The 21,123-nt window shown below is 44.6% G+C and carries 16 protein-coding genes; all 16 read right to left on the bottom strand.

Translation table 11 applies throughout. The features are described 5' to 3' along the window. Position 1 precedes the first annotated feature (1 nt). The 16 genes from pyrF to rsmB are packed head-to-tail and all read right to left on the bottom strand — an operon-like array spanning position 2 to position 20,695. Positions 2 to 931 carry an orotidine-5'-phosphate decarboxylase gene (gene pyrF, locus G632_RS0117190; protein ID WP_026512676.1) on the bottom strand — a complete coding sequence of 310 codons (930 nt, stop codon included), beginning with the start codon at positions 929 to 931 and terminating at the stop codon, positions 2 to 4. A gap of 18 nt (positions 932 to 949) precedes the next feature. Next, on the bottom strand, positions 950 to 1,729 hold the full coding sequence (locus G632_RS0117185; RefSeq protein WP_022770768.1) for a response regulator: 780 nt from the start codon (positions 1,727 to 1,729) through the stop codon (positions 950 to 952). 25 nt (positions 1,730 to 1,754) lie between these two features. Further along, positions 1,755 to 4,790 carry a response regulator gene (locus G632_RS21535; protein WP_022770767.1) on the bottom strand — a complete coding sequence of 1,012 codons (3,036 nt, stop codon included), beginning with the start codon at positions 4,788 to 4,790 and terminating at the stop codon, positions 1,755 to 1,757. Positions 4,791 to 4,810: 20 nt separating this feature from the next. After that, positions 4,811 to 6,283 (bottom strand): 4Fe-4S dicluster domain-containing protein, encoded by a 1,473-nt coding sequence (locus G632_RS0117175; RefSeq protein WP_022770766.1) that lies wholly within the window; start codon positions 6,281 to 6,283, stop codon positions 4,811 to 4,813. A gap of 13 nt (positions 6,284 to 6,296) precedes the next feature. Then, entirely contained in the window at positions 6,297 to 6,878 is a 582-nt protein-coding gene (locus G632_RS0117170; RefSeq protein ID WP_022770765.1) for an ABC transporter ATP-binding protein, read from the bottom strand. Further along, positions 6,875 to 7,603, bottom strand: a complete 729-nt coding sequence (locus G632_RS0117165) for an ABC transporter permease (protein WP_051154985.1) — start codon at positions 7,601 to 7,603, stop codon at positions 6,875 to 6,877. Before G632_RS0117165 ends, G632_RS0117170 begins: the two co-directional genes overlap by 4 nt. A gap of 17 nt (positions 7,604 to 7,620) precedes the next feature. Beyond that, the gene (locus G632_RS20610) at positions 7,621 to 8,625 is read right to left on the bottom strand and encodes an ABC transporter substrate-binding protein (RefSeq protein WP_022770763.1); all 1,005 of its coding nucleotides are present in this window, start codon (positions 8,623 to 8,625) and stop codon (positions 7,621 to 7,623) included. Positions 8,626 to 8,645: 20 nt separating this feature from the next. Next, complete coding sequence (gene larB, locus G632_RS0117155; RefSeq protein WP_022770762.1) at positions 8,646 to 9,461, bottom strand: nickel pincer cofactor biosynthesis protein LarB; 816 nt, start codon at positions 9,459 to 9,461, stop codon at positions 8,646 to 8,648. A 45-nt stretch (positions 9,462 to 9,506) separates the two neighbouring features. Further along, positions 9,507 to 11,771, bottom strand: coding sequence for a glycoside hydrolase family 3 C-terminal domain-containing protein (locus tag G632_RS0117150; RefSeq protein WP_022770761.1), 2,265 nt, complete (start codon positions 11,769 to 11,771; stop codon positions 9,507 to 9,509). 18 nt (positions 11,772 to 11,789) lie between these two features. Beyond that, positions 11,790 to 12,365, bottom strand: a complete 576-nt coding sequence (locus G632_RS0117145; RefSeq protein ID WP_022770760.1) for a histidine phosphatase family protein — start codon at positions 12,363 to 12,365, stop codon at positions 11,790 to 11,792. Between the two features lie 7 nt (positions 12,366 to 12,372). After that, positions 12,373 to 13,296 carry a ribosome small subunit-dependent GTPase A gene (gene rsgA / locus G632_RS0117140; protein WP_022770759.1) on the bottom strand — a complete coding sequence of 308 codons (924 nt, stop codon included), beginning with the start codon at positions 13,294 to 13,296 and terminating at the stop codon, positions 12,373 to 12,375. Between the two features lie 5 nt (positions 13,297 to 13,301). Then, the gene (pknB, locus tag G632_RS0117135) at positions 13,302 to 15,356 is read right to left on the bottom strand and encodes a Stk1 family PASTA domain-containing Ser/Thr kinase (RefSeq protein WP_022770758.1); all 2,055 of its coding nucleotides are present in this window, start codon (positions 15,354 to 15,356) and stop codon (positions 13,302 to 13,304) included. Continuing rightward, on the bottom strand, positions 15,349 to 16,110 hold the full coding sequence (locus G632_RS0117130; protein ID WP_022770757.1) for a Stp1/IreP family PP2C-type Ser/Thr phosphatase: 762 nt from the start codon (positions 16,108 to 16,110) through the stop codon (positions 15,349 to 15,351). The genes pknB and G632_RS0117130 overlap by 8 nt, the downstream gene beginning before the upstream one ends. A gap of 48 nt (positions 16,111 to 16,158) precedes the next feature. Beyond that, a complete protein-coding gene (rlmN, locus tag G632_RS0117125; RefSeq protein WP_022770756.1) occupies positions 16,159 to 17,202 on the bottom strand; it encodes a 23S rRNA (adenine(2503)-C(2))-methyltransferase RlmN in 1,044 nt (347 codons plus the stop codon). Positions 17,203 to 17,224: 22 nt separating this feature from the next. Beyond that, positions 17,225 to 19,285 carry a SpoIIE family protein phosphatase gene (locus G632_RS21530; RefSeq protein ID WP_022770755.1) on the bottom strand — a complete coding sequence of 687 codons (2,061 nt, stop codon included), beginning with the start codon at positions 19,283 to 19,285 and terminating at the stop codon, positions 17,225 to 17,227. A gap of 21 nt (positions 19,286 to 19,306) precedes the next feature. Then, positions 19,307 to 20,695 carry a 16S rRNA (cytosine(967)-C(5))-methyltransferase RsmB gene (rsmB, locus tag G632_RS0117115; RefSeq protein WP_022770754.1) on the bottom strand — a complete coding sequence of 463 codons (1,389 nt, stop codon included), beginning with the start codon at positions 20,693 to 20,695 and terminating at the stop codon, positions 19,307 to 19,309. Positions 20,696 to 21,123: the final 428 nt, after the last annotated feature.

Raw genomic sequence — 21,123 nt, 5'->3', positions numbered from 1 at the left:
ACTATACTCTCCTTTGTAATGCTTCTTCAATGTCTTTTTTCATATCAAGAGCAGCTGCTCTTGCAGCTTCTCCAACTCTTCCGTCAGAAAACTCTTTATAAGAATCGCTCTTCCAAGCGGCGATTATACCTCTTGAGGAGTTGACGATTGCTCCAAGTCCGTCCTTGTTAAAGAAATGAACAAGGTCTTTTCCCTTACCGCCCTGTGCGCCATAGCCGGGAACAAGGATATAGGCATGAGGCATGATCTCTCTTAGTATCTTGCCCATTTCGGGATATGTAGCACCAACCACTGCACCGACGTTGCTGTAGGAACCGTCCATGGACTCAAGGCCCCACTTCTCCACCTGCTCACCGACTATCTCATAGAGTGGTCTTCCATCTATAAGTCTGTCCTGGAATTCTCCGCTGGATGGATTGGAAGTCTTGACCAGCACAAAGATTCCCTTGTCTGCAGTGTTGCATACATCTATGAAAGGCTTAACGCCGTCTGTTCCAAGATAGGGGTTTACTGTGGCGAAATCTGCATCGAAGCCACTGAAGGTAGAATCCCCGATTTTTACTCCTCCCAAATGTGCCTGTGCGTATGAAAGTGAGGTTGAACCGATGTCTCCTCTCTTTACATCCGCAATTACAACAAGTCCCTTTTCCTTGCAGTAGTCAACAGTCTTCTTGTAGGTTATAAGTCCCGGAATTCCCAGTTCCTCGTACATGGCTATCTGGGGCTTAACTGCCGGAACAATATCATAAATATTGTCTACGATCTCCTTATTATACTGCCAGAAGGCTTCTGCTGCGCCTTCAAGATTTTTTCCCTTTTCTTCAAAGCACTTGTCCTTTATCCTGTCCGGGATAAAATCGAGCTTTGGATCCAGCCCCACCACAATCGGGGCGTTTGTCTTTTGAATCTTGTCAATAAGTTTGGAGACCATGAAAATTTACCTTTTCCCTTAATTAGATTTTTTCCTGTTTTCCAGGACTGTAAAGAAGTCATCGATTGAGCTGATGAGCTTATCTTTCGGCATAGATTTTAAAAGATATTTGGCAGGCTTAAGGCTTATAACTTTCATTACGCTTTCCTTGTCATCCTTGGCTGTAAGGAAGATAACCGGGGTGTCCTTGATAGCAGGCATCTCTCTTATTGACTTTAAAACCTCCGGGCCGTTCATGACGGGCATCTCATAGTCTAAAAGGACCAGATCCACCGGGGTCTGTGCCAGGAAGGAAAGTGCAATCTTACCTGAAGTTGCCATATAAACGTGATACTTAACAGAGAGCCATGTCTTCATCATTCTAAGCATAGCGCCGTCGTCATCGATGATGAGGATTTTTTTCCTCTGGCTCTCATCAAGAGCGCTGTAGTCAAATACTACATTCAGATTCTGAGCAAGAAGCTTGACGTCAAGAGGTCTTTGATAAGTCTCCTGAATCTTCTCCTTTGGAATGATGGATGATGCAAACTGAAGCTCCTCCTGATTACCAATGAGATAGAGCATGAAGCGTTCAGAGTCTATTGCCACGTTGAGGTAATTCAAGAATTCGGCCTTATCAACTCTAAAGTCTCCAAGATAGAGAAGATATACCTTAGGTTTATCTTCCATTGCCATGATAGCCTTGTCATCAGGCAATACAAACTCCACCTGGAAGTCCTCTTTCTCAAGTCCAACCATGATAGCATTAACCATGAAGCTCTTTACTGTTCCTATAAGCAGTACTCTCTTATCCATCATCAAGTGCCTCTCACTTATATTTACTCTACAATATATTTAAAAGTCCATCTCTGTCAACTGCTGCCAGAAGTCTTTTTACATCGTGATATTTCTCCTTATAATCCTCCGGAATGGCGTATCCATCAAGCATTTGCATGATATCGTCCGCACTGTCGAAGTATGAAGCCGATACAAATTCTTTTATTGAGGCAAAGGCTCCCTCAAGGTCTTCTATGCTAATTTCCGGCTTTTGCTCATCATCCTCTGCAAAAAGCGGTTCAAATCTTTTTATATAACTTCTGTACAAAGATAGAAGATCCGGCGTCAGAGCATTTATCTCATCCATATTCTGGCTGTTTCCGCAGCTCTCCAGATATTCAGCTTTTTCTGAAAGATCAAGCGCACCGATTGCTCTGGCTGAACTCTTTAAGCCGTGAACATAAATGGTGTAGTTCTTAATATCTTTTTCTGTAAAATATTTCTCAATAGCACCTGCTCTCTCATCGATGGCCAGCCAGAAATCCTTCATTACGTCTTTGGCAAGAGCCGCAGAACCGCACCTTTCAATGGCTGCATTGATATCGATACCGGTGATCTTTAAAAGATCCTGGAAAGCGCCTTTATCTTCTTCATCTACCCCTGTATCTGCTGCCTCAAATTCCTTATCCGTAGACATTGTAACCAGGTCTTTTGGCAGATAATTCAGGATCATCTCTTCGAGTTTGGCAGGATCAACAGGCTTAGACATATAATTTGCGAAGCCTTCACCCAGATACATCTCTCTTGATCCAGAGATTGCATTGGCCGTAAGCGCCACAACAGGAGTATCCTTGTTCAGATTGTCCTCCATCTCGCCCATTGCATGGAAGGTCTGGATGCCGTCCATCTCGGGCATTCTGTGATCAAGGAAAATGACGTTGTACTTATTATGCCTTACAAGTTCTAAGGCCTCCATTCCACTGGTTGCCGTATCAACCTGCATCAGCGTCTGCTTTAAAAGACCTTTTATTACCGTAAGATTTGTTCTGGTATCATCAACCACCAGTATCCTTGCATTTTCAGCATGGAAGGTTTCCTGATACCTACCTGCCTCTTTTGAAGCTTCTCCGGCTCTCTTTGCGAAGTCACCTACAGGTTCCCATTCCACTACGCGCTGTTTTATTGCAAAAGAGAATTCGCTGCCCTCACCGTATTTGCTTTCAACATCAAGCTTTGAATTCATCATTTTCAGAAGGCTAACAACAATGTTTATTCCAAGACCGCTTCCTTCAATTGTCCTGTTCTTCCTGGTATCAATTCTCTCAAATGCAGAAGTGAGTTTACCCATATCCTCATCTTTTATGCCAATTCCGGTATCGCGAACTCTGACCTTAAGGAGGATATCTTCTACGTCATTAAATTCAGGATTCTCCGGCTCAACTTCCTCATAGTCAACATCTATCAGAACAGATCCGACTTCAGTGTATTTAACAGCGTTTGTGACAATGTTGATGATACACTGTTTTATCCTTATCTCGTCGCCAAAAAGAATATGAGGAATATTCTCATTTACGTGGATATTCAGCTCAAGATTCTTTTCCTTGGCCCTTACATCCGACATGTTATAAACGTCATTTAGTAAGGATGAAAGCTCATACTCCACAGGTATGATCTCCATTTTGCCGGCCTCGATCTTGGAAAAGTCAAGGATATCATTGATAAGTGCCAAAAGAGTCTTACCGGACCCCTGGATATCCCTGGCATAATTTAAGATATTCTCATCCGTCGCTTCACGCAGGATCATCTCATCAAAGCCAAGAACGGCATTGATAGGAGTTCTGATCTCATGGGATACACTTGACAAGAACCTTGATTTGGCTTCACTTGCAGACTTTGCTATCTGAAGCTGGTCCTCGATGTTCTGCCTTGTCTTTACCAGTTCAATGTATTCCACAAGTCTGTACACCGTAAGGTCAGCTGTGTGATAGAGGTCCTCTATCTCGTCCTTGGTTGTAACTTCAAGATTATGAATGCCGGCAACGGCCGCATTCAGATCGCTATCCTTTGAATTGTAGATATTTGACATGGCCTTGGACAGTCTTCTTATGGGTTTTGCAATTCTCCACTGGGCATATCTGTTTAAAAAGGTAGCCAGAGGAATTACAACAACGGAAATAAGCATAGCCAGCTGAACACTGAATCTGTAATCGAACTTTCGCTGTCCGCTGACCTGCTCTGCAAAGACATTTCTCTCCGATCTGAATTCCCTTTCCATCTGCCTGCTGACAACTGCCTCTATTCTGTTGGCACTGCCTAACTCCGCAAGCGAAACCTCACTGACAAAAGGATGCGCATCGTCCTCATATTTTATTATGGGAAGAATTGTGTTTGAAGCCAGCTCTGCTGCAATGCCAATGAGCAAAGCTTCAAATATAATGATATTCATAACGATAAGACCGATCCTGGATCTGCCCTCAACGGTATATCTGTCGTCTTCGGATAAAATCGAAGGATCCACATAGTACTTACCGTTACCAAAAAGAACTTTGATTCTGTCCGGAAGTTTTTTAAAGATAAAAAAGACAATAAAGCATGCCAAAAGACTTCCGGGCATCTCATTAAGAAAGAAAAACAGCTGCTGCTTAAGGCTTAAGGCTTCTACCCCCTCATTGCTCAAAAATATGAGGATAATGCCCCAGAAATTGCCTGCCAAAATCTGCAGGAACACCGATGCTAAAAGAACTTTTTGCCACTTACCAAAGAACCTTTTTCTCGCCAGTATATCAACTACACAAACAACAAGAAGGTAAATAAATGTCATATAGGAAAAAGAACTGCTGGCATAAGATCTGTGAAGGAAAACTAAAAGGACGCATATGACCCCCGGTATATTACCGCCAACGGCGGTAATAATAACCAGTGGGATGTATCTGATGGCATATGAAAGCCCCGCAGTTAAGAAGCCTGAATTCTCAACATAAAATACCTTCTCGTTGTATTTTATGATGAAGAATGCAGTAAACACCACCATCAGAGCAGTTATGATCCATTTCTTGACCTGTCTCGGATTTTTGGGTCGTTTGAACAATCCATCAATTTCCATATATGGCGCCCTCTTGTGTATTACATATGACCGTCTCTGTGCATTGAAAACTTGTCCATTGGATAATTCTTAAGGTTCTCAAGAACTTTTCTGTCATCCGCCTTCGCAAGAAGTGCTTCTCTTGGCTTATTGATATCGCTGATATTCTTGTGTCTTGAAGGACCGCCTACGCAGCCTCCGGGACAAACCATACCCTCGATGAAGTCCTCAGGGAGCTTGCCAACCTTAAGGAGAGTAAGTGCCTTTTTACACTCTGCTCCTCCGGCTGCTCTGAGGAGCTTGATGCCTTCAGTATCTTCGCCTCTCTCTTGCATACACTCGATAACTGCATTTGCAACTCCGCCGCTGGCAGCAAATCTCTTACCCCAGATTGAAGACTCCTGATAGTTCTCGGGAACGGGCTCGAACTTGGCATCCTTTGATCTCATTAATGCTCTGAGCTCGCCGTAGGTTACAACGTAATCTGCATTATCCGGAACTGACTTATCCTGAGCCTCAGACTTCTTGGCGATGCATGGTCCGATAAATACGGTTACACATCCTGGTCTTGTAGCCTTTAAATATCTTGAAATAGCGCACATAGGAGATACTGTTGATGACATGTTCTCCTTGTACTGCTCAGGGAAATGTTTCTTTAACATGTTGATGAATGCAGGACAGCAGGAAGTTGTCATCTTTCTGCCCTCTTTGTATGCCTCTGACCACTCGGCTGACTCGTAAGCAGCAGTCATATCACCGCCAAGGCCTACCTCTACCATGTCAGCAAAACCGATCTTCTTAAGGCCTTCTCTGATGGAGCCCATGGTGATCTCCTCACCAAACTGTCCTTCGGTTGCAGGTGCGCACATAGCGATAACTTCCTTGCCTGCCTTGATCTCTTTTATGATATCAACCAGGAAGGTCTTACTTCCGATAGCTGCGAAAGGACAGCTGTGGATACAATGTCCGCACTGTATGCATTTATCCTCATCGATCTTGCAGTAGCCATACTCATCATAGGTGATCGCACCGACAGGGCATGCCTTCTTACAAGGTCTTTCAAGATGCACGATGGCATTATAAGGGCATGCATTTGCGCACATTCCACACTCTTTGCATTTTGCAGGATCAATATGCATGTGAGTATCACCGGGTGTTATTGCCCCGAACTTACAGGAACTGATACATGCCTTACCCATACAGAATCTGCAGTTATCAGTTACTGAGTAAGCAGCAATCGGACACTCGTCACAAGCAGGATCAATAACCTGTACTATGTTCTCAGAATCGGGATTGTAGCTGGGAGCCTTGGCATTTGCCAGATTGATCCTCTGCCTTACGATCTCCCTCTCCTTATAAACGCAGCAGCGATACTCAGGCTTTGGTCCCGGTATCATCTTAAGGACAAGCTGCTCAATGTGCTCCTGATCGTTTTCGCCGTTCCACTCAAGTCTGCACACTTCCTCCATGATCTTGTGCTTGAAGCTGTTCATACTCGCATCATTCGTTACCATAAAAATCTCCTTTTCATTCCATTTGAATTACTCTGCCAAATTCCAGTCCTCTGGTGTCATGAGTTGTAAGTACCAGTGCCCCGGACCCTTGTTTATGCCTTATATATTCGATGCACTTTTCTCTGGACTCATCATCAAGCCCCGTAAAAGGTTCATCCATTATTAAAATATCACTGGGAATAGCACAGGCTCTGACGATTGCCACTCGCCTTCTCTGGCCTCCCGACAGCTCTTTTACCGGTTTATGGATTGCTTCCTCCGGAAGGAGCTGCAGTAGCTCCTGCGTCACCGTCTCCTTAAAGACCTTTCTGCTGACCATGGTCACGTTGGTGATAGCATCTGCGTCCTCGCACAGGCGATCCTCCTGAAATACCGTTCCTGAATTTATATAGGGGTATTTGTAATCGCCAAGGAGCTTGACCGTCCCTTCATCAGGCTTTTCAAGTCCCAGGATCAGCCTAAGGAGCGTTGTCTTTCCGCAGCCCGAAGGCCCGGTTATTATGTAGCTGTGTTCTTCTTCTATATTCAGATTAAAGTTATCAAGTACGGTCCTGCCGTCATATGACTTCTTTATATCCTTTACTTCAATTGTCATTTTGCTCTCCCGATAGCCAGGGCAAGTATCTTTTCACAGATAAAAGAGATCAGGACGATCACTATTGTCCAGGCAAAAAGTTCTCCGGTCTCAAGATATACCTTGGCAAGATACAGACCGTTCCCCATAGTGTGAAGGGGCTGTCCGATTACTTCCGCTGCAATTCCGCTCTTAAAGCTCATTCCAATTGCGAGTTTAAAGGCACTCTGAAAAAAAGGCTTTAGCTGCGGCAAAAAGATATATCTCACTGTCCTTAGTCTCGGCATTCTGAAAACCTGTGCCATCTCCAGCATTTTGACGTCAGTGCTCAGGAACCCTTCAAGAGTGCTCAGATACAGGATTGGAAAGACCACCATTGCACATATTATCACAGAGATATTCCTGCTTCCAAACCATATCAGAAGAAGGATTACAAAGCTGGCTACAGGAACTGACTTAAGGGTTACAACAAAGGGCTTTAGAAAGTCCCTTGCCACTTCGTTTGTATATGCCAGATAAGCTGCAGCTATTCCAAGGACTGAGCCTATCAGGAATCCAAGAAGAATTCTTGTGCTGCTCTCTGCTATCGACTCCCAGAAGTCAGAAGTCTGTGACAGGCTTATCAGCGCTTTTAATGTCTCCAAAGGTCCTGCCAAAAGTATTTTATTGTGGATTATAAAAGCCACCAGCTGCCAGATTAAAAGCCAGGCGATCACCGGAATGACCTTACGCAAAACTTTTTTCACCAGGTTTTCTCTCCCAATCATACCCCGTAGTAAAACTCATCGCCGGGAAGACTTCCGCCTACAGACTTGGGATCCTGCTCAAATAAAACCTTGAGATACCCTTCGAGGGCTTGCTTCATCTCTTTTCCCGTAATACATGTAATGTTGCAGTTTGGAATAGCCTTCTTGGCAAGTGGCTCCTTGGCTATGATGCCCTGCTCAACTACAAGTGCCGCTGTGGTATCAACATCTGAAAGAGCCTTGTCAGCACTCTCTTTGTGAGCAGTAAGGAACGCCTCAACAAGGCCTCCGTGCTCCTTTATAAAGGAATTGGTTGCAACGGTTACACCTGTTACGATCTTGCAGTCTGAATTGACCTTAGCCCACTCATCATTTAAGTCAAAAGAGATCTTGAGAGCCTCGTTCTGAGCAAGAGTTGCAGTCACAAAGGGCTGTGGAAGAATAGCTACCGCGTCGGCATTTTCCGCAAAGATTGAAACAATCTCTGTTGGCTCTGACTTGAACTCAAGATTGCAGTCCGTTACGCCGTTTGCCTCAAGCAGATATCTGATTGTATATTCAGGAACTGCTCCCTGACCTGTTGCATATACAGTCTTGCCTGAAAGGTCAGAAACAGATTTGATCTCATCACCTGCAGATATGCAGTTTAAAACTCCCAGGGTGTTGATATCGATAACCGATACGCCGCCCTCCACCTTGGTATTCATTACGCATGCCACATTGGCAGGTACCAGGGCGATGTCAACTTCTCCTGCAACCATGGCTGCCATTACATCAGAGCCTGCTGTGTACATCTCAAAAGTATAATTGCCATCTGCTTCGCCTTTATTTATCTTGTCCACAAGGTTAACAAGTCCGATGGTTGTTGCGCCCTTCATGGCTCCTATTCGGATTGTTGTATCATCCTTTTTCTCGACAGCTCCGCAGCCCATAAGTGCACTTGCCACTGTTCCGAGGATGATTGCAAGGATAAGTACCAGTGCAATGATTGACAATACTCTCTTTGATTTAGTTGTTTGCATTTTTGTCTAATACTCCAGTCTTATTTTTTTTGGTTTATCATGCCTGCGAGATACCCGGCACCAAAACCGTTATCTATGTTGACCACGCTGACTCCGCTTGCGCAGGAATTGAGCATGGACAAAAGAGCTGCTATACCTCCGAAAGAAGCTCCGTATCCGACACTGGTAGGAACTGCAATAACAGGCACGGAAGATAGGCCTCCGATTACACTTGGCAGCGCGCCTTCCATTCCCGCTATGGCTATGATGACACGGGCAGTCATGATCTCTTCCATAGGTTCCTTGGCCAGGAGCCTGTGTATTCCGGAAACTCCGACATCATAGAGCCTTACGACTTTATTGCCGAAAAACTCGGCTGTAAGAGCCGCCTCCTCAGCAATGGGAATATCACTGGTTCCTCCGGTGGCAATTACAATCTTGCCCTCACCTTCATAGCTCTCCGATTTTCCTGTATGCGGAACCGCGAACTCAGGCTTTCCGGACTCTTTATAGGCTATACCCACCTTGCTGATCTCATCATAGAGAAAGAAGTTCTCTTCATCTTCTTTTACATTACTCTGATAGTAGTTCGCTGCTTCAGCGGACATTCTGGTTATCAGCACTCTGTCCTGGCTGTGGGAAAGAAGCGCTCTTGAGATCTCAAGGATCTGCTCCGGTGTCTTGCCCGCGCCATAGATGACCTCAGGCTTACCCTGCCTAATTCCCCTGTGGAAATCAGGCCTTGCAAACCCCATATCTTCAAAAGGCTCTTCCTTAAGGCTAAGCAGTGCATCATCAACTGATATATCACCGCTCTTTACCAGATTCAAAAGGTCTTTTACACTTCTCTCATCCATAGAATGTCTCCATTGTTAGCGCATATTAACCTAATATAGATTTTATCATAGGTTTATCTCATCCAGCAATTTCTGAACATCATCCACGCTCATCATACCGAAGCTTGCAAGACTGAGAACAGGCATCTCCTTGATCATCTTCTCAAACATCTTTTTGCCTGCTTCACCGAGGGATTCATCGTTTCCGCCCTCTTTGTCATTCTCGGCAAGGACCTTGGCGATCATAGGTCCAAGGACCTCTTTTCCCTTTCTGCTCTCAAGGATATCCTCGATAGGTGTAAAGGTCGTGAAGCTATAAGGAAGCTCGACTGTTCCCTCAACATGTACATTTACTGTGTGTCTGATGTCATTGGAGGAAGCTCCGATCATCACGCTGTAGTCTCCGCTCTCAACATAGAAGTCATGGAGCTTGTCATTGTAGTAGGCAAAAGATCTCTTATCCAGCGCAAAGGTTACCGTCTGACTCTCACCTGGTTTAAGCTCAATCTTCTTAAAGCCCTTGAGCTCCTTGTGAGGTCTTGATACCCTTGGATCATTCTCTGAAACATAGAGCTGAACTACTTCCTTGCCGGCGTATCTGCCAACATTCCATACATCGATGCTGACATTAACAGTATCATTGTCTGTTATGCTGACTTTATCTATCTTCATATTTGAGTATTCAAACTCAGTGTATGTCAGACCGTGTCCGAATGGGAACAACACAGACATTCTCTTCTTCTCATAGTATCTATAGCCGATGTAGATTCCTTCTGCATATACAGGATTTCCATGATCTCCCGGGAAGTTCAAAAAGCTTGGGTTGTCTGAAAGCTTGATGGGATATGTCTCTGCAAGCTTTCCAGAAGGATTGACATCCCCCCAGAGAAGCCTTACTGTCGCTTCTCCCACAGCATCTCCGGCAAGCATCATATCAAGTACAGCATCCACACTGTCAATCCATGGCATTGCAACTGCTCCGCCGTTGTGCAGCACAACCACTACCTTCTTGCCAAGATTTGAAAGGTCTGCAATGAGCTTGTTCTGATCCTGCGGAAGATTGATATCATCTCTGTCAAAACCTTCTGACTCGTACGAAGCCGGAAGTCCTGCAAATACAACGATAACATCTGCATTCTCTGCTGCCTTCATGGCCTCTTCCCTGAGGACATAATCGTTCTTTGCATCTGCAGTATCATATCCGCGTACAAAAGAAACTCCCTTGTCCTTCGCAGCATCCAAAGCACTTGATACACAGATGCTGTTTATGTGTGATGAGCCTGAGCCCTGATATCTGGGCTTTGTAGCAAACTCTCCCACAAACAATACTTTCTTGTCGCCCTTAAGGGGAAGTACCTTATTATTCTTCAAAAGAACTGCACTGTTCTCCGCAAGCTCTTTTGCCAGAGCGTAGTCAGCTGCTCTTGTAGCTTCATCTGAAGGCTTGGGATCAGCAGGAACGCTCTCCTCATTCCAGAAGAACACGTTAAGAATGCGAGTAACTGCCTTATCAACCAGCGCTTCATCCAGCTCACCTGCTTCTACTGCAGCGATGATGGCCTTTTCGTGGTCTTCGTGTCCACCGGGCATAACGAGGTCAAGTCCTGCCTGTACACCCTTTGCCGGTCCCTTACCTGCGCCCCAGTCGGTTACAACAAAACCATCAAATCCCCATTTATCCCTGAGAACATCGGTGAGCATGTATTTGTTCTCGGATAGATAGGTTCCGTTTAACTGGTTGTAGGCACACATGATGGACTTTGGACGAGCCTCTTTTACCAGAATTTCAAACGCCTGAAGATATATCTCATGAAGTGTCCTCTCATCAACGATTGAATTGCCGGACATTCTCCTGTATTCCTGATTGTTCGTCGCAAAATGCTTGGGGCAGGCAGCTACACCCTTTGACTGAACACCACTTACAAATGCAGCAGCGAGCTTACCTGCAAGGTAAGGATCCTCTGAGAAATACTCAAAGTTTCTTCCGCAGACAGGACTCCTTTTCATGTTAAGGCCCGGGCCAAGAAGCATGCTGATGTGCTCGCGGATGCACTCTTCACCGAGTCTTTCTCCGAGCTTTTTCTCCATATCCACATCAAAGCTTGATGCAAGAGTGTTTGCAGAAGGATAGCAAACCGTCTTGATACTCTCTTTCTTGCCAAGATGGTCCGGATCACCTTCCTGCTTTCTTAGACCGTTAGGGCCGTCACACATCATATATCCCTTGATGCCAAGCCTGTCGATGGCCTGAGTATGCCAGAAATCGCCTCCCGAAAGAAGTGATGCCTTTTCCTGCAATGTCATTTTTGAAACAAGTTCAGATACGTTCATGCTTTAGTCTCCTTGTCTTTACTGAATATCCTCTACCAGTCTGTGTTTACCGTCTATGCATTCATAGACAAAAATCTCGCAGTTCTTGGGCCTTGGTCTCCAGATGATTCCGCTCTTTTTGTTTTCAAGATAACCTCTTATGGGTCTTATTATTCCTCCATGACAGGCAACCAGTACGTTCTCGTAGTCCTTCTGTTCCAGCTCCTTAAGAAAAGAACTTGTCCTGTCTATCATCTCCTGAATGGTCTCAACACCCTTCGGAGCCTTAAACAGTTCCGGGAAGCTCCAGTACAGCATCATTGGAACTCCTGTTGCGTAATAGTTCATCAGCTCATACTTGCCAAAGTTTGCCTCGATGATGCGCTCATCCTTTATGATCTCTTCTTCCGAAACATTTCCGATGATCTGCGCAGTCTTGACCGCCCTTATAAGGGGGCTTGAATATACTGCATCAAACTTAATATCTCCCAGCGTCTTTCTTCTTGCCGTTGCCTGAGCAATGCCGACTTCATTTAAGGGAATGTCGCTTCTTCCCTGCATCATTCTCTTTTTGTTGTAGTCTGTCTGGCCATGTCTTGTTACATAAATCTTCATTCTAAAATCATTTCTCCGAGTTCTTCTTTTTTGAATAATCAGGACGGGCGTTCTTTAAGTCCTTGTAGATTATCCTGTAATTGTCATATCTGACGTTTGAGAGTTCTCCCGCTTCCAGTGCAGCCTTAACGCCGCAGTCGGGCTCTGCTATATGAGAGCAGCCACCAAACCTGCAGGAAGGTTCAAACTGCTCAAACTCAGGGTAGTATCCCATAAGTTCGTCGGCTGTGACATCACGAAGCTCTAATGATGTAAAGCCGGGAGTGTCAATTATGAAGGTATCCTCTCCGCCCTCAGAAAGCTCTTTTACGTAAAAGAGCTCTGAATGTCTTGTAGTGTTCTTGCCTCTGTCAATCTTTCTGCTCAGCTCGCCTATCTGCATATCCGCATCGGGAACCAGCTTGTTTAAAAGAGATGACTTGCCAACGCCGCTGGGACCTGCAAGAGTGGAGGTCTTACCCTTGAGAAGTGCCTTTAGTTCATCAAGGCCTCTCTCTTCTTTGACACTGACAAACAGGACCTTATAGCCGCATTTCTCATAGGCATCATGAAGCTCTTTTTGCTCCTCCTTAGTTGCTATATCCTGCTTGTTGAAGCAGATGATAACAGGGAGATTCTGCTGCCTCATCATGATAAGAAAGCGGTCCAACAGATTGTAATTGGGGTCAGGCTTGACAATAGCGAACAAAATAACCGCCTGGTCAACATTTGCAACAGGCGGTCTGTATAGACAGTTTTTTCTAGGCAGGATATCGGTTAGATTTCCCTGCCTGTTATCTTCATCAATTATTTCAATCTCTACATTATCGCCGACTATGGGTTTTATTCCGGACTTTCTAAAGATTCCCTTGGCCTTGCATTCATAGACCTTAAGATCTATTGTTTCCACATAGTAAAACCCGGCGATGCCCTTAAGAATTCTACCTCGCATAAGGGTTAGTTCTCCTGCGTGAAAGTAACCGCTCTGGTTACCGTGTACTCCTGGCTCTGTCCACCTGTGGTCTCACCCGTCTCAGGATTGGTGGAGGTTGGAGTAGTTGCTGTGTAAACAAAGGTGATGGTACCTGTAGGAGCTGTAATTCCCTTGTAAGTACCCTGTACCGGGAAATCAGTGGTTGTAGTGCTAAGAAGCGTTGTTCCGTCTGATGTAACCAGCGTCACCTTTACAGGAATTCCATATGTAAAATTCTCTCCCTCAGTGGGAGCTGATATCTCTGCATTGTAGCTGTAAGTTACCTTGGCAGGACCTGTTGAAAGCTCCATATTGATAACCGTGCCCTGTGAAACAGGTGTCTGAGGAGCGATGCTCTGAGCGCAGATAAGACCTGTAAGGTTTGAATCCTCATTGGTGGTCTCTACAACCTTACCGGCTTCAAGGCCTGCTTCTACCAAAGTGATAACAGCATCTTCAGAAGTCATGCCGATAATGTTGGGCACTTTAACCTGTCCCTCTGACTTGGCAGTTGAAACCTCAGTTGTAGCAGCTGCTGCCTGAGCATTGTAATTTGATCCGTCACTTATGTAGATCGTAACCTTGGATCCGCTCTTTACCTTGCTTCCTGATGAAGGATTCATGGAAACAACTGTGTCCTTGGCTGCAGTATTTGCCGAATCTGCTGCCTTCTCAACATCAAACCCCTTGTCGTCGTGAAGGATTGAAACTGCCTCAGCCAATGTCTTGCCTACAACGTCCGGAACCTCAATCCCATCCGATGCATCAGAAGCTGATTCAGTGCTTGAAAGCTCTGTGCTTGCACCCTCTGAAGGTTCCTGCGATCCACCGAATATTCCAAGGCTTCTTCCAAGAAGGAGAAGTACTATAAATCCTACAAGAGCAGCTGAAATGATTGCCATTACAATGGTCATCTTCTCAACCTTGGACTGTGTGGAATTAGAGCCGGAGCCTGAACCTGTTCTGCGTCTGTTTGATGACTTTGGACGACCGTAGAAATCGTCATCATCGTCATAGGTTCTTCTCTTAGGTCTCTTTTTATCATAATCGTCGTAGTGATCGTCTCTGTCGTAATCACCCATCACATCGGACTTAAGCCTCATCTGCTCTGTATCAGAGAGCTTGCCTGTTCCGCTGTGAAGCATCTCTTCCTCTTCCTCGGAAGCAACCCTTGTAGCGCCCTCTTCATCGGGATCCACAAGTGAAACGAAGTCCTTGTCGGGAGTGATAAGAGATCTCTTAAGGTCAGCTATAAGCTCCTGGGCACTCTGATAACGTCTGTCAGGGCTCTTCTGGCAACACTTAAGGACAATCTTCTCTACACTTATAGGTATCTCATCATTGAACTCAGCAGGGCTTGGAAGCTCCTCTTGGATATGCTTTATCGCAATTGCAACGGTTGTGTCACCGTTGAAAGGAACTCTTCCTGTGAGCATCTCAAAGAGCGTAATACCAAGTGAGTAGATATCACTCTTGGCATCGCTGTATCCGCCTCTTGCCTGCTCAGGAGATGTATAGTGAACCGATCCCATAACATTGGAGGTAATGGTGTTACTGGTGGCAGCCTTGGCGATACCAAAGTCTGTTACCTTAACCTTACCATCCCTTGAGATCATTATATTCTGCGGCTTAATATCTCTGTGTATGATACCGTTGTTGTGAGCAGCCTCAAGTCCCATAGCCACCTGGATAGCTATGCTGACTGCCTCCTTGACGGAGAGCCTTGACTTCTTCTCAATGTATTTCTTGAGAGTGATACCATCAACAAGCTCCATTACTATGTAGTTGATGCCGTCCTCGTCTCCTACGTCATATACATTAACGGTATTGGGGTGTAAGAGACCTGCTGTTGACTGCGCTTCTACCCTGAACTTGGATACGAAGTTCTCATTCTCTGAAAACTCCTGCTTGAGCACTTTAACAGCTACAAGTCTATTAAGCTTATGATCTTTTGCTTTGTAAACGTCGGACATTCCGCCGGTGCCGATCTTTTCAAGCACCTCATAGCGATCCCCGATCACCATTCCAATCTTAACCATCTATTCCTCCGGTGTGCCCATGCTCATCTGCGTAAGGCTCAATCAAAATAACAGCTATGTTGTCCTTGCCTCCGTTGTTGTTGGCCTGTTCAACTAATCTTTGCGCCTTTTCAATAATATCTCTCTGCCCACTTACTATCATGCGGATCTCTTCATCCTCAAGCATGTTTGTAAGTCCGTCAGAGCACATGAGCACAATGTCCCCACGATTTAATTCCACATTAAAAAAGTCGATGTCTACTGTTTCAGTGGCACCGATAGCCCTGGTAATTATATTCTTATCAAGGTGAGTCCTTGCAGTTTCTCTGTCAATTCCGCCCATGCGAACCATCTCTTCCACAAGAGAATGGTCTCTGGTAATCTGTGTGATCTTGTCATTGATGACATAGAGCCTTGAGTCTCCGACATTTGCAACCTGCAAAAATCTTCCAAGCACAGTGGCTGCAACAACTGTTGTTCCCATTCCAAAGAGGCTGGGATCCTCTGCTGCCTTCTCGCGAAGCTTCCTGTTGGCTATCTTGATAGCATTCTCCAATATCTTAACAGGGCTCTGTTCAAAAGACCTCTCGATCTCCTCCACCATGGTATCAACGGTAAATCTCGATGCATAATCACCTGCATTGTGACCTCCCATTCCGTCAGCAACAATAAAGACGTTGGAGAGATTACCTATCCTGGTGTCTGAGGAAAAGACATAATCCTGATTTAGTTTTCTCTTTTTTCCTATATCCGTAATGGAAAAAGTCTTAAGCAAAACTGCCTCCTAAGAGTACATTTATTCATGGAAAAAAAGCAGGTGGTACTATTTCTCTTCCAAATGGCGCCTGCGCAACTGTCCACAGGCTCCGTCTATGTCCCTGCCCATTTCTCTTCTAATAGTAGCATTTATATGGTTTTTTTCAAGCTTATTTTTGAACTGCTCAGCGCCTTTGCGGTCAGTGGGTTTAAAGGTTCTCTCCTTGATTGGATTGACCGGAATCAGGTTAACAACTGCATTAAGACCTTTTAGAAGGTCCGACAATTCTGCTGCGTCTTTATCAGTGTCATTCACCCCACTAACAAGGGAATATTCGAAAGTTAGCTGTCTTCCCGTCTTGTCAAAGTATGCCTTGCAGGCATCCAGTACTTCATTGATTGTATACTTGTTAGCTATGGGCATAAGCTCTTTTCTCTTCTCATCGTTAGATGCATGAAGGGAGAGAGCCAGATTAATGGCAAAATCTTCGTCTGCAAGCTTATATATGTTGGGGACGATTCCGCAGGTGGATATGGTAAGATTCCTCTGTCCCAGGTTGTGACCGTCAGGATCACTTAGGAGCCTTACGAATTTCACTACGTTGTCGTAGTTATCAAGTGGTTCTCCACTTCCCATAACTACTACTCTTGCAACCTTCTCCCCTGTAATCCTGGATATTGCATATATCTGGTCCAGCATCTCCGATGGTAAAAGACCTCTCACCACTCCGTCAATTGTCGAGGCGCAGAACTTGCATCCCATCCTGCATCCAACCTGAGATGAGATACATACGCTGACTCCGAATTTATACTTCATGAAAACACTCTCGATGACATTGCCATCGGAGAGTGCAAATAAGAACTTCTTAGTGTCGTCGAGTTTAGACTCCTGGAGATCAACCTGCTTAAGTGATGTATAATCGAAGTTTTCAAGGAGCTTGTTTTTTAGCGCTGCCGGAATGTTGGTCATCTCGTCATAGCTTCTTGCCATCTTCACATGCATCCACTGATAGAGTTGCTTAGCCCTGAAGGCCGGCTCTCCCAAATCCTTGATAACCGCTGTAAGCTCATCAAGATTCAGAGACTTAATATCTCTTTTTAAATCGTACATCTATATCTCCTGTAAATTTAATTTACGCCACCGGGTCTTTATACTTAAAGCCAAGCATGGTGACATCATCAAACTGATCTGCTTCTCCGACAAACTGAGCAAGATCATTTCTTACTCTTGGAAGAAGTCTGTCCAGAGGAATATCCTTGTTTGCATTAAGGGCAGACAGAAGTCTTTCTGTGCCATACTGCTTAATGTCTTTATCTATAGCCTCAGGAATACCATCGGTGTAAACAAAGATCTCATCTCCGTACTTAAGATCAATCTCGTAATCTTTGAACTTAATTCCCTCTATGGTTGCAAGCGCCAGGAAGTGCTTATCCTTAAGCAGCTCATAGTCCCCGTCCTTATGCCTGATTATAGGATATTCATGTCCGGCATTTGAGCATCTCATGACTCCGGTCTTAAGATTCATGATTCCGATCCAGACTGTAACGAACATATCCGCATCATTGCCTTCGCACAGAACCTCATTAACCTTCTCGAGGATATCGGAAGGGTTTGAGCCCTGAACTGCAGTACTTATGATGGCAGCCTTACTCCTCATCATGAACAGGGATGCTGGAATACCTTTTCCTGATACATCGGCAATGACCAGTGCCAGGTTATCAGCATCAATGAAGAAGAAATCGTAGAAGTCTCCACCGACCTCTTTTGCCGGATCCATGGTGGCAAATATCTCAACATCTTTTCTCGGAATATGGAAGTTCTGAGGAAGAGCTGATTCCTGAATGGATTTCGCAAATTCCAGTTCCTGGGCTATGCGCTTTTCAGCAGCATCAATATAGCCCTTCAAAACATTAACGGTCTGATTAATGTCATCTGAAAGTGATGCAAACTCAGATGAGTTATAGACATCTACTGTCTCGTTGAGATCTCCGTTGGTGATCTTGTTGAGTGACTCATTGACAAGATTCAGGTTGTTAACAACTATTTCCTGAACCAGCATTGATATAAGGACATATATGACCGTAAACAAAATAATGTCAGCAAGAGCTGTCTCATAAGATGCTGCATCTCTGTCGTCGTAAACCTCTTCAGAAGGAAGGCTGACCAGAAGTATCTCACCGTTTGCAAGTGTGTCTGCTCTGCAGAACGAATCCACCCCATACGCCGTTGCTCTGTACATTCCCTTATCAACGTTTGTCTGCATAGCAGCCAGCTCCGGATCCGACAAAAGATCTCCCTTATGTCCGCCGGTAATACTAAGTCCCGATTCCCTTAAAATGTTAAAGTCTCCGGTCTCTCCGACATGGGAGTGCAGAACATTAATGTTATAGTTCTTTTCACGGACTTCGTTGTATGTCTCAATAATATCCGCTGAAGCAGTTGCAAGTCTCTCAGCTGTATTCTGAACAGCTGATGCAGTCTGAACAGCAAAAGAAAAGGCAAAGCTGACAACAATGATGATGGCGCTTACCAGAAACAGCCAGCGCTGGAATTTCTGAGCTACCTGAATTTCAGAATCCTTGCGTCTCTTAAACGGGTTCTTCCATTCTCCTGCATAAATCTTAAGTGCATTGGCACAAAGAGCAAGTCCTATTCCGGTGAATATGATCATAGGAGGCGCGCAGACCTTTACAACATAAAAGGCCATCTTCAGGTCATCTCTGTGTGTGACGAACACAACATACATATGGAAAACTTCCATTACCGCGCCCATGAAAAACGCATAGGTTGCGGAAGGCTTTTTCCTCTTAAAAATAAATATGCTCATGAAGGCTGCAACAAAGCCCGAAAGTCCGGTTGAAACGCTGCAGGCAACCTTGGTATAAGAGCCGATACCCCAGTACGCACCAGCAATATATCTCTCTATACCACCTATAACTCCTGCGATTATTCCGGCCAGAGGATCAAAGAAAAGTCCTGCGCAAAGAGGGCCCATATCCCTGACATTTATCAGCATATGGCTGTAGTCAACACCATAATGAGTAGAGAGTATTGCGCATCCGGCATAAACCGCAGCCAAAAGAATCCTTATGGGCCAGGTTATCTTCTTGTCGCGAAGATATATCCACAGGAGCACCGTAAGAATTGTGATAGCCAAGGTTATACCTGACATTTTTAAGATCATAAAAAGCATGTCTTTACTCCTCTTGTTTTGTTACTCTGCTTTTCTTCTGAGCTTTGAGATAAAGAATCCGTCAGTTCCAAATTCGCCTGGAAGCAACTGAATATAGCCGCTTTCAGCGGTCTGCAAAAGAGCTTTCTCCTGCATTTTAGGAGGAAGCTTGTCCTTAAAGCTTACGGGCTCAAAAGGAAGTTCACTGCAGATCCTGCTAAGCATCTCTTCGTTCTCTTCCCTGTTTACAGTGCAGGTGGAGTACATAAGGATTCCTCCGGGCTTAACATAGTCCCAGGCAGTCTTTATGATTTCCCACTGAAGTTTTGAAACATCCGTAAGACTCTGTTTTGTTACGTTATATTTTATATCGTTCTTTCTTCCGATTATCCCAAGACCTGAACAGGGTAAATCTAAATATAATATATCTGCTTTATTCTCGAGGTTGCTATCGTGTATCCTGGCATCGTGAACTTTTACTTTCACATTTGTCATGCCCATACGTTCTGAATTTTCCCTGATCAGTTCGCATTTTCTATCAGATACGTCTCTTGAAATAACAACTCCTGCATCATCAGTGTGGTCAGCTGCTTCTGTTTCCTTTACTCTCTCGGCAGCGTGAAGGGTCTTTCCACCGGGAGCTGCGCAGACATCAATAACAACCTGAGAGGGCTTTGGATCTGCAATCTCTGTGACCATCATTGAGCTCACATCCTGCACAAAGAACATGCCCTCATCATATCCCGGAAGGAATCTGATGTTGTCGGTCTTTTCAAGATTTAAGGCATAGGGAAGAATATCGCTTTCTGTTACGATAACTCCGGCCTGCGTCAGCTCTTTTACAAATTTCTCTTTGTCGCACCCTGCTACAAGCCTGATGGTTGTAGGACGCGCTTCTAAGAAAAACTTAAGGATTTCTTCTGTCTTCTCAAAGCCATAGGTAGAAACCCACATCTCGCACAGCCACTTCGGCATGGAATAAAGCGCATTGAGGTAGTCTATACCGTTATTTTCATCCTTGGAAGGATATTCAATCTTGTCCTTATTTCTTGATATGTTGCGAAGGACTCCGTTAACAAAGCCTTTCAGCCCCGCAAACTTGTGCTTCTGCGCAAGCTTAACCGCCTCGTTACATGCAGCAGAATCAGGAACGCTGTCCATAAACATGATCTGATAAACGCTCATGCGAAGAAGGCTTCTGATAAGGGGCTGCATCTTGTCCACTTTGGTCTTGGAAAAAGAGTTTAAGACGTAATCGATCTGAATCTGTCTCTCGATGCATCCGTCCACCACCCTCTTCATGAAAGCCTTATCCCTGCTCTCAAGGTAATCATATTTATTCAGGCAGTCCTTTAAAAGGGATGGCTTTCTAACGCCATCCCTGTCGTATTCAATAAGGATACCCAGAACTATTTCTCTGATATTTGCCATGTTTTTCTCCAAGTACTTATATATATTCAATTATCTGATGTATTATGGAATTTTGTCAAACATGAGTCACCGGGGACGTTTCACTTTGACTCATTTTGAGTCAATGGGGACGGTTCACTTTGACTCATTTTGAGTCAATGGGGACGTTTCACTTTGTCTCATTTTGAGTCAATGGGGACGGTTCACTTTGTCTCATTTTGAGTCAATGGGGACGGTTCTCTTTGACTCCTTTTTAAGTCAGGAGGACGGTTCTTTTGACTTATTTTTATGTGCGGGGAATTATGGGACGGAAAGTGCATCACAAAACCTTCTATAAAGTTATGTTGGTTGGAGCTTGTTTTTGAAATGCATCACAAAAATAGCTATATAAAAAAATAGTTGGAAATTACAAGCTCTTTTCCAAGCCACAGATCAAAATAATTTGATTC

Origin of the sequence: Butyrivibrio sp. NC2007 (assembly GCF_000421405.1) — a bacterium.
GTDB lineage: Bacteria > Bacillota > Clostridia > Lachnospirales > Lachnospiraceae > Butyrivibrio.
Note: the sequence above shows the minus strand (reverse complement) of the source record. Positions and strands in the feature narration are given on the sequence as shown.

Excerpts from the sequence above, each read along its gene's own strand:
- G632_RS0117175 (WP_022770766.1), bottom strand. The coding sequence starts at position 6,283 with ATGGTAACGAATGATGCGAGTATGAACAGCTTCAAGCACAAGATCATG.
- rsmB (WP_022770754.1), bottom strand. The coding sequence starts at position 20,695 with ATGGCAAATATCAGAGAAATAGTTCTGGGTATCCTTATTGAATACGAC.
- G632_RS0117145 (WP_022770760.1), bottom strand. The coding sequence starts at position 12,365 with ATGAAGATTTATGTAACAAGACATGGCCAGACAGACTACAACAAAAAG.
- pknB (WP_022770758.1), bottom strand. The coding sequence starts at position 15,356 with ATGGTTAAGATTGGAATGGTGATCGGGGATCGCTATGAGGTGCTTGAA.
- rsgA (WP_022770759.1), bottom strand. The coding sequence starts at position 13,296 with ATGCGAGGTAGAATTCTTAAGGGCATCGCCGGGTTTTACTATGTGGAA.
- pyrF (WP_026512676.1), bottom strand. The coding sequence starts at position 931 with ATGGTCTCCAAACTTATTGACAAGATTCAAAAGACAAACGCCCCGATT.
- G632_RS21535 (WP_022770767.1), bottom strand. The coding sequence starts at position 4,790 with ATGGAAATTGATGGATTGTTCAAACGACCCAAAAATCCGAGACAGGTC.
- larB (WP_022770762.1), bottom strand. The coding sequence starts at position 9,461 with ATGGATGAGAGAAGTGTAAAAGACCTTTTGAATCTGGTAAAGAGCGGT.
- G632_RS0117185 (WP_022770768.1), bottom strand. The coding sequence starts at position 1,729 with ATGATGGATAAGAGAGTACTGCTTATAGGAACAGTAAAGAGCTTCATG.
- rlmN (WP_022770756.1), bottom strand. The coding sequence starts at position 17,202 with ATGTACGATTTAAAAAGAGATATTAAGTCTCTGAATCTTGATGAGCTT.
- G632_RS0117170 (WP_022770765.1), bottom strand. The coding sequence starts at position 6,878 with ATGACAATTGAAGTAAAGGATATAAAGAAGTCATATGACGGCAGGACC.
- G632_RS21530 (WP_022770755.1), bottom strand. The coding sequence starts at position 19,285 with ATGCTTTTTATGATCTTAAAAATGTCAGGTATAACCTTGGCTATCACA.
- G632_RS0117150 (WP_022770761.1), bottom strand. The coding sequence starts at position 11,771 with ATGAACGTATCTGAACTTGTTTCAAAAATGACATTGCAGGAAAAGGCA.
- G632_RS20610 (WP_022770763.1), bottom strand. The coding sequence starts at position 8,625 with ATGCAAACAACTAAATCAAAGAGAGTATTGTCAATCATTGCACTGGTA.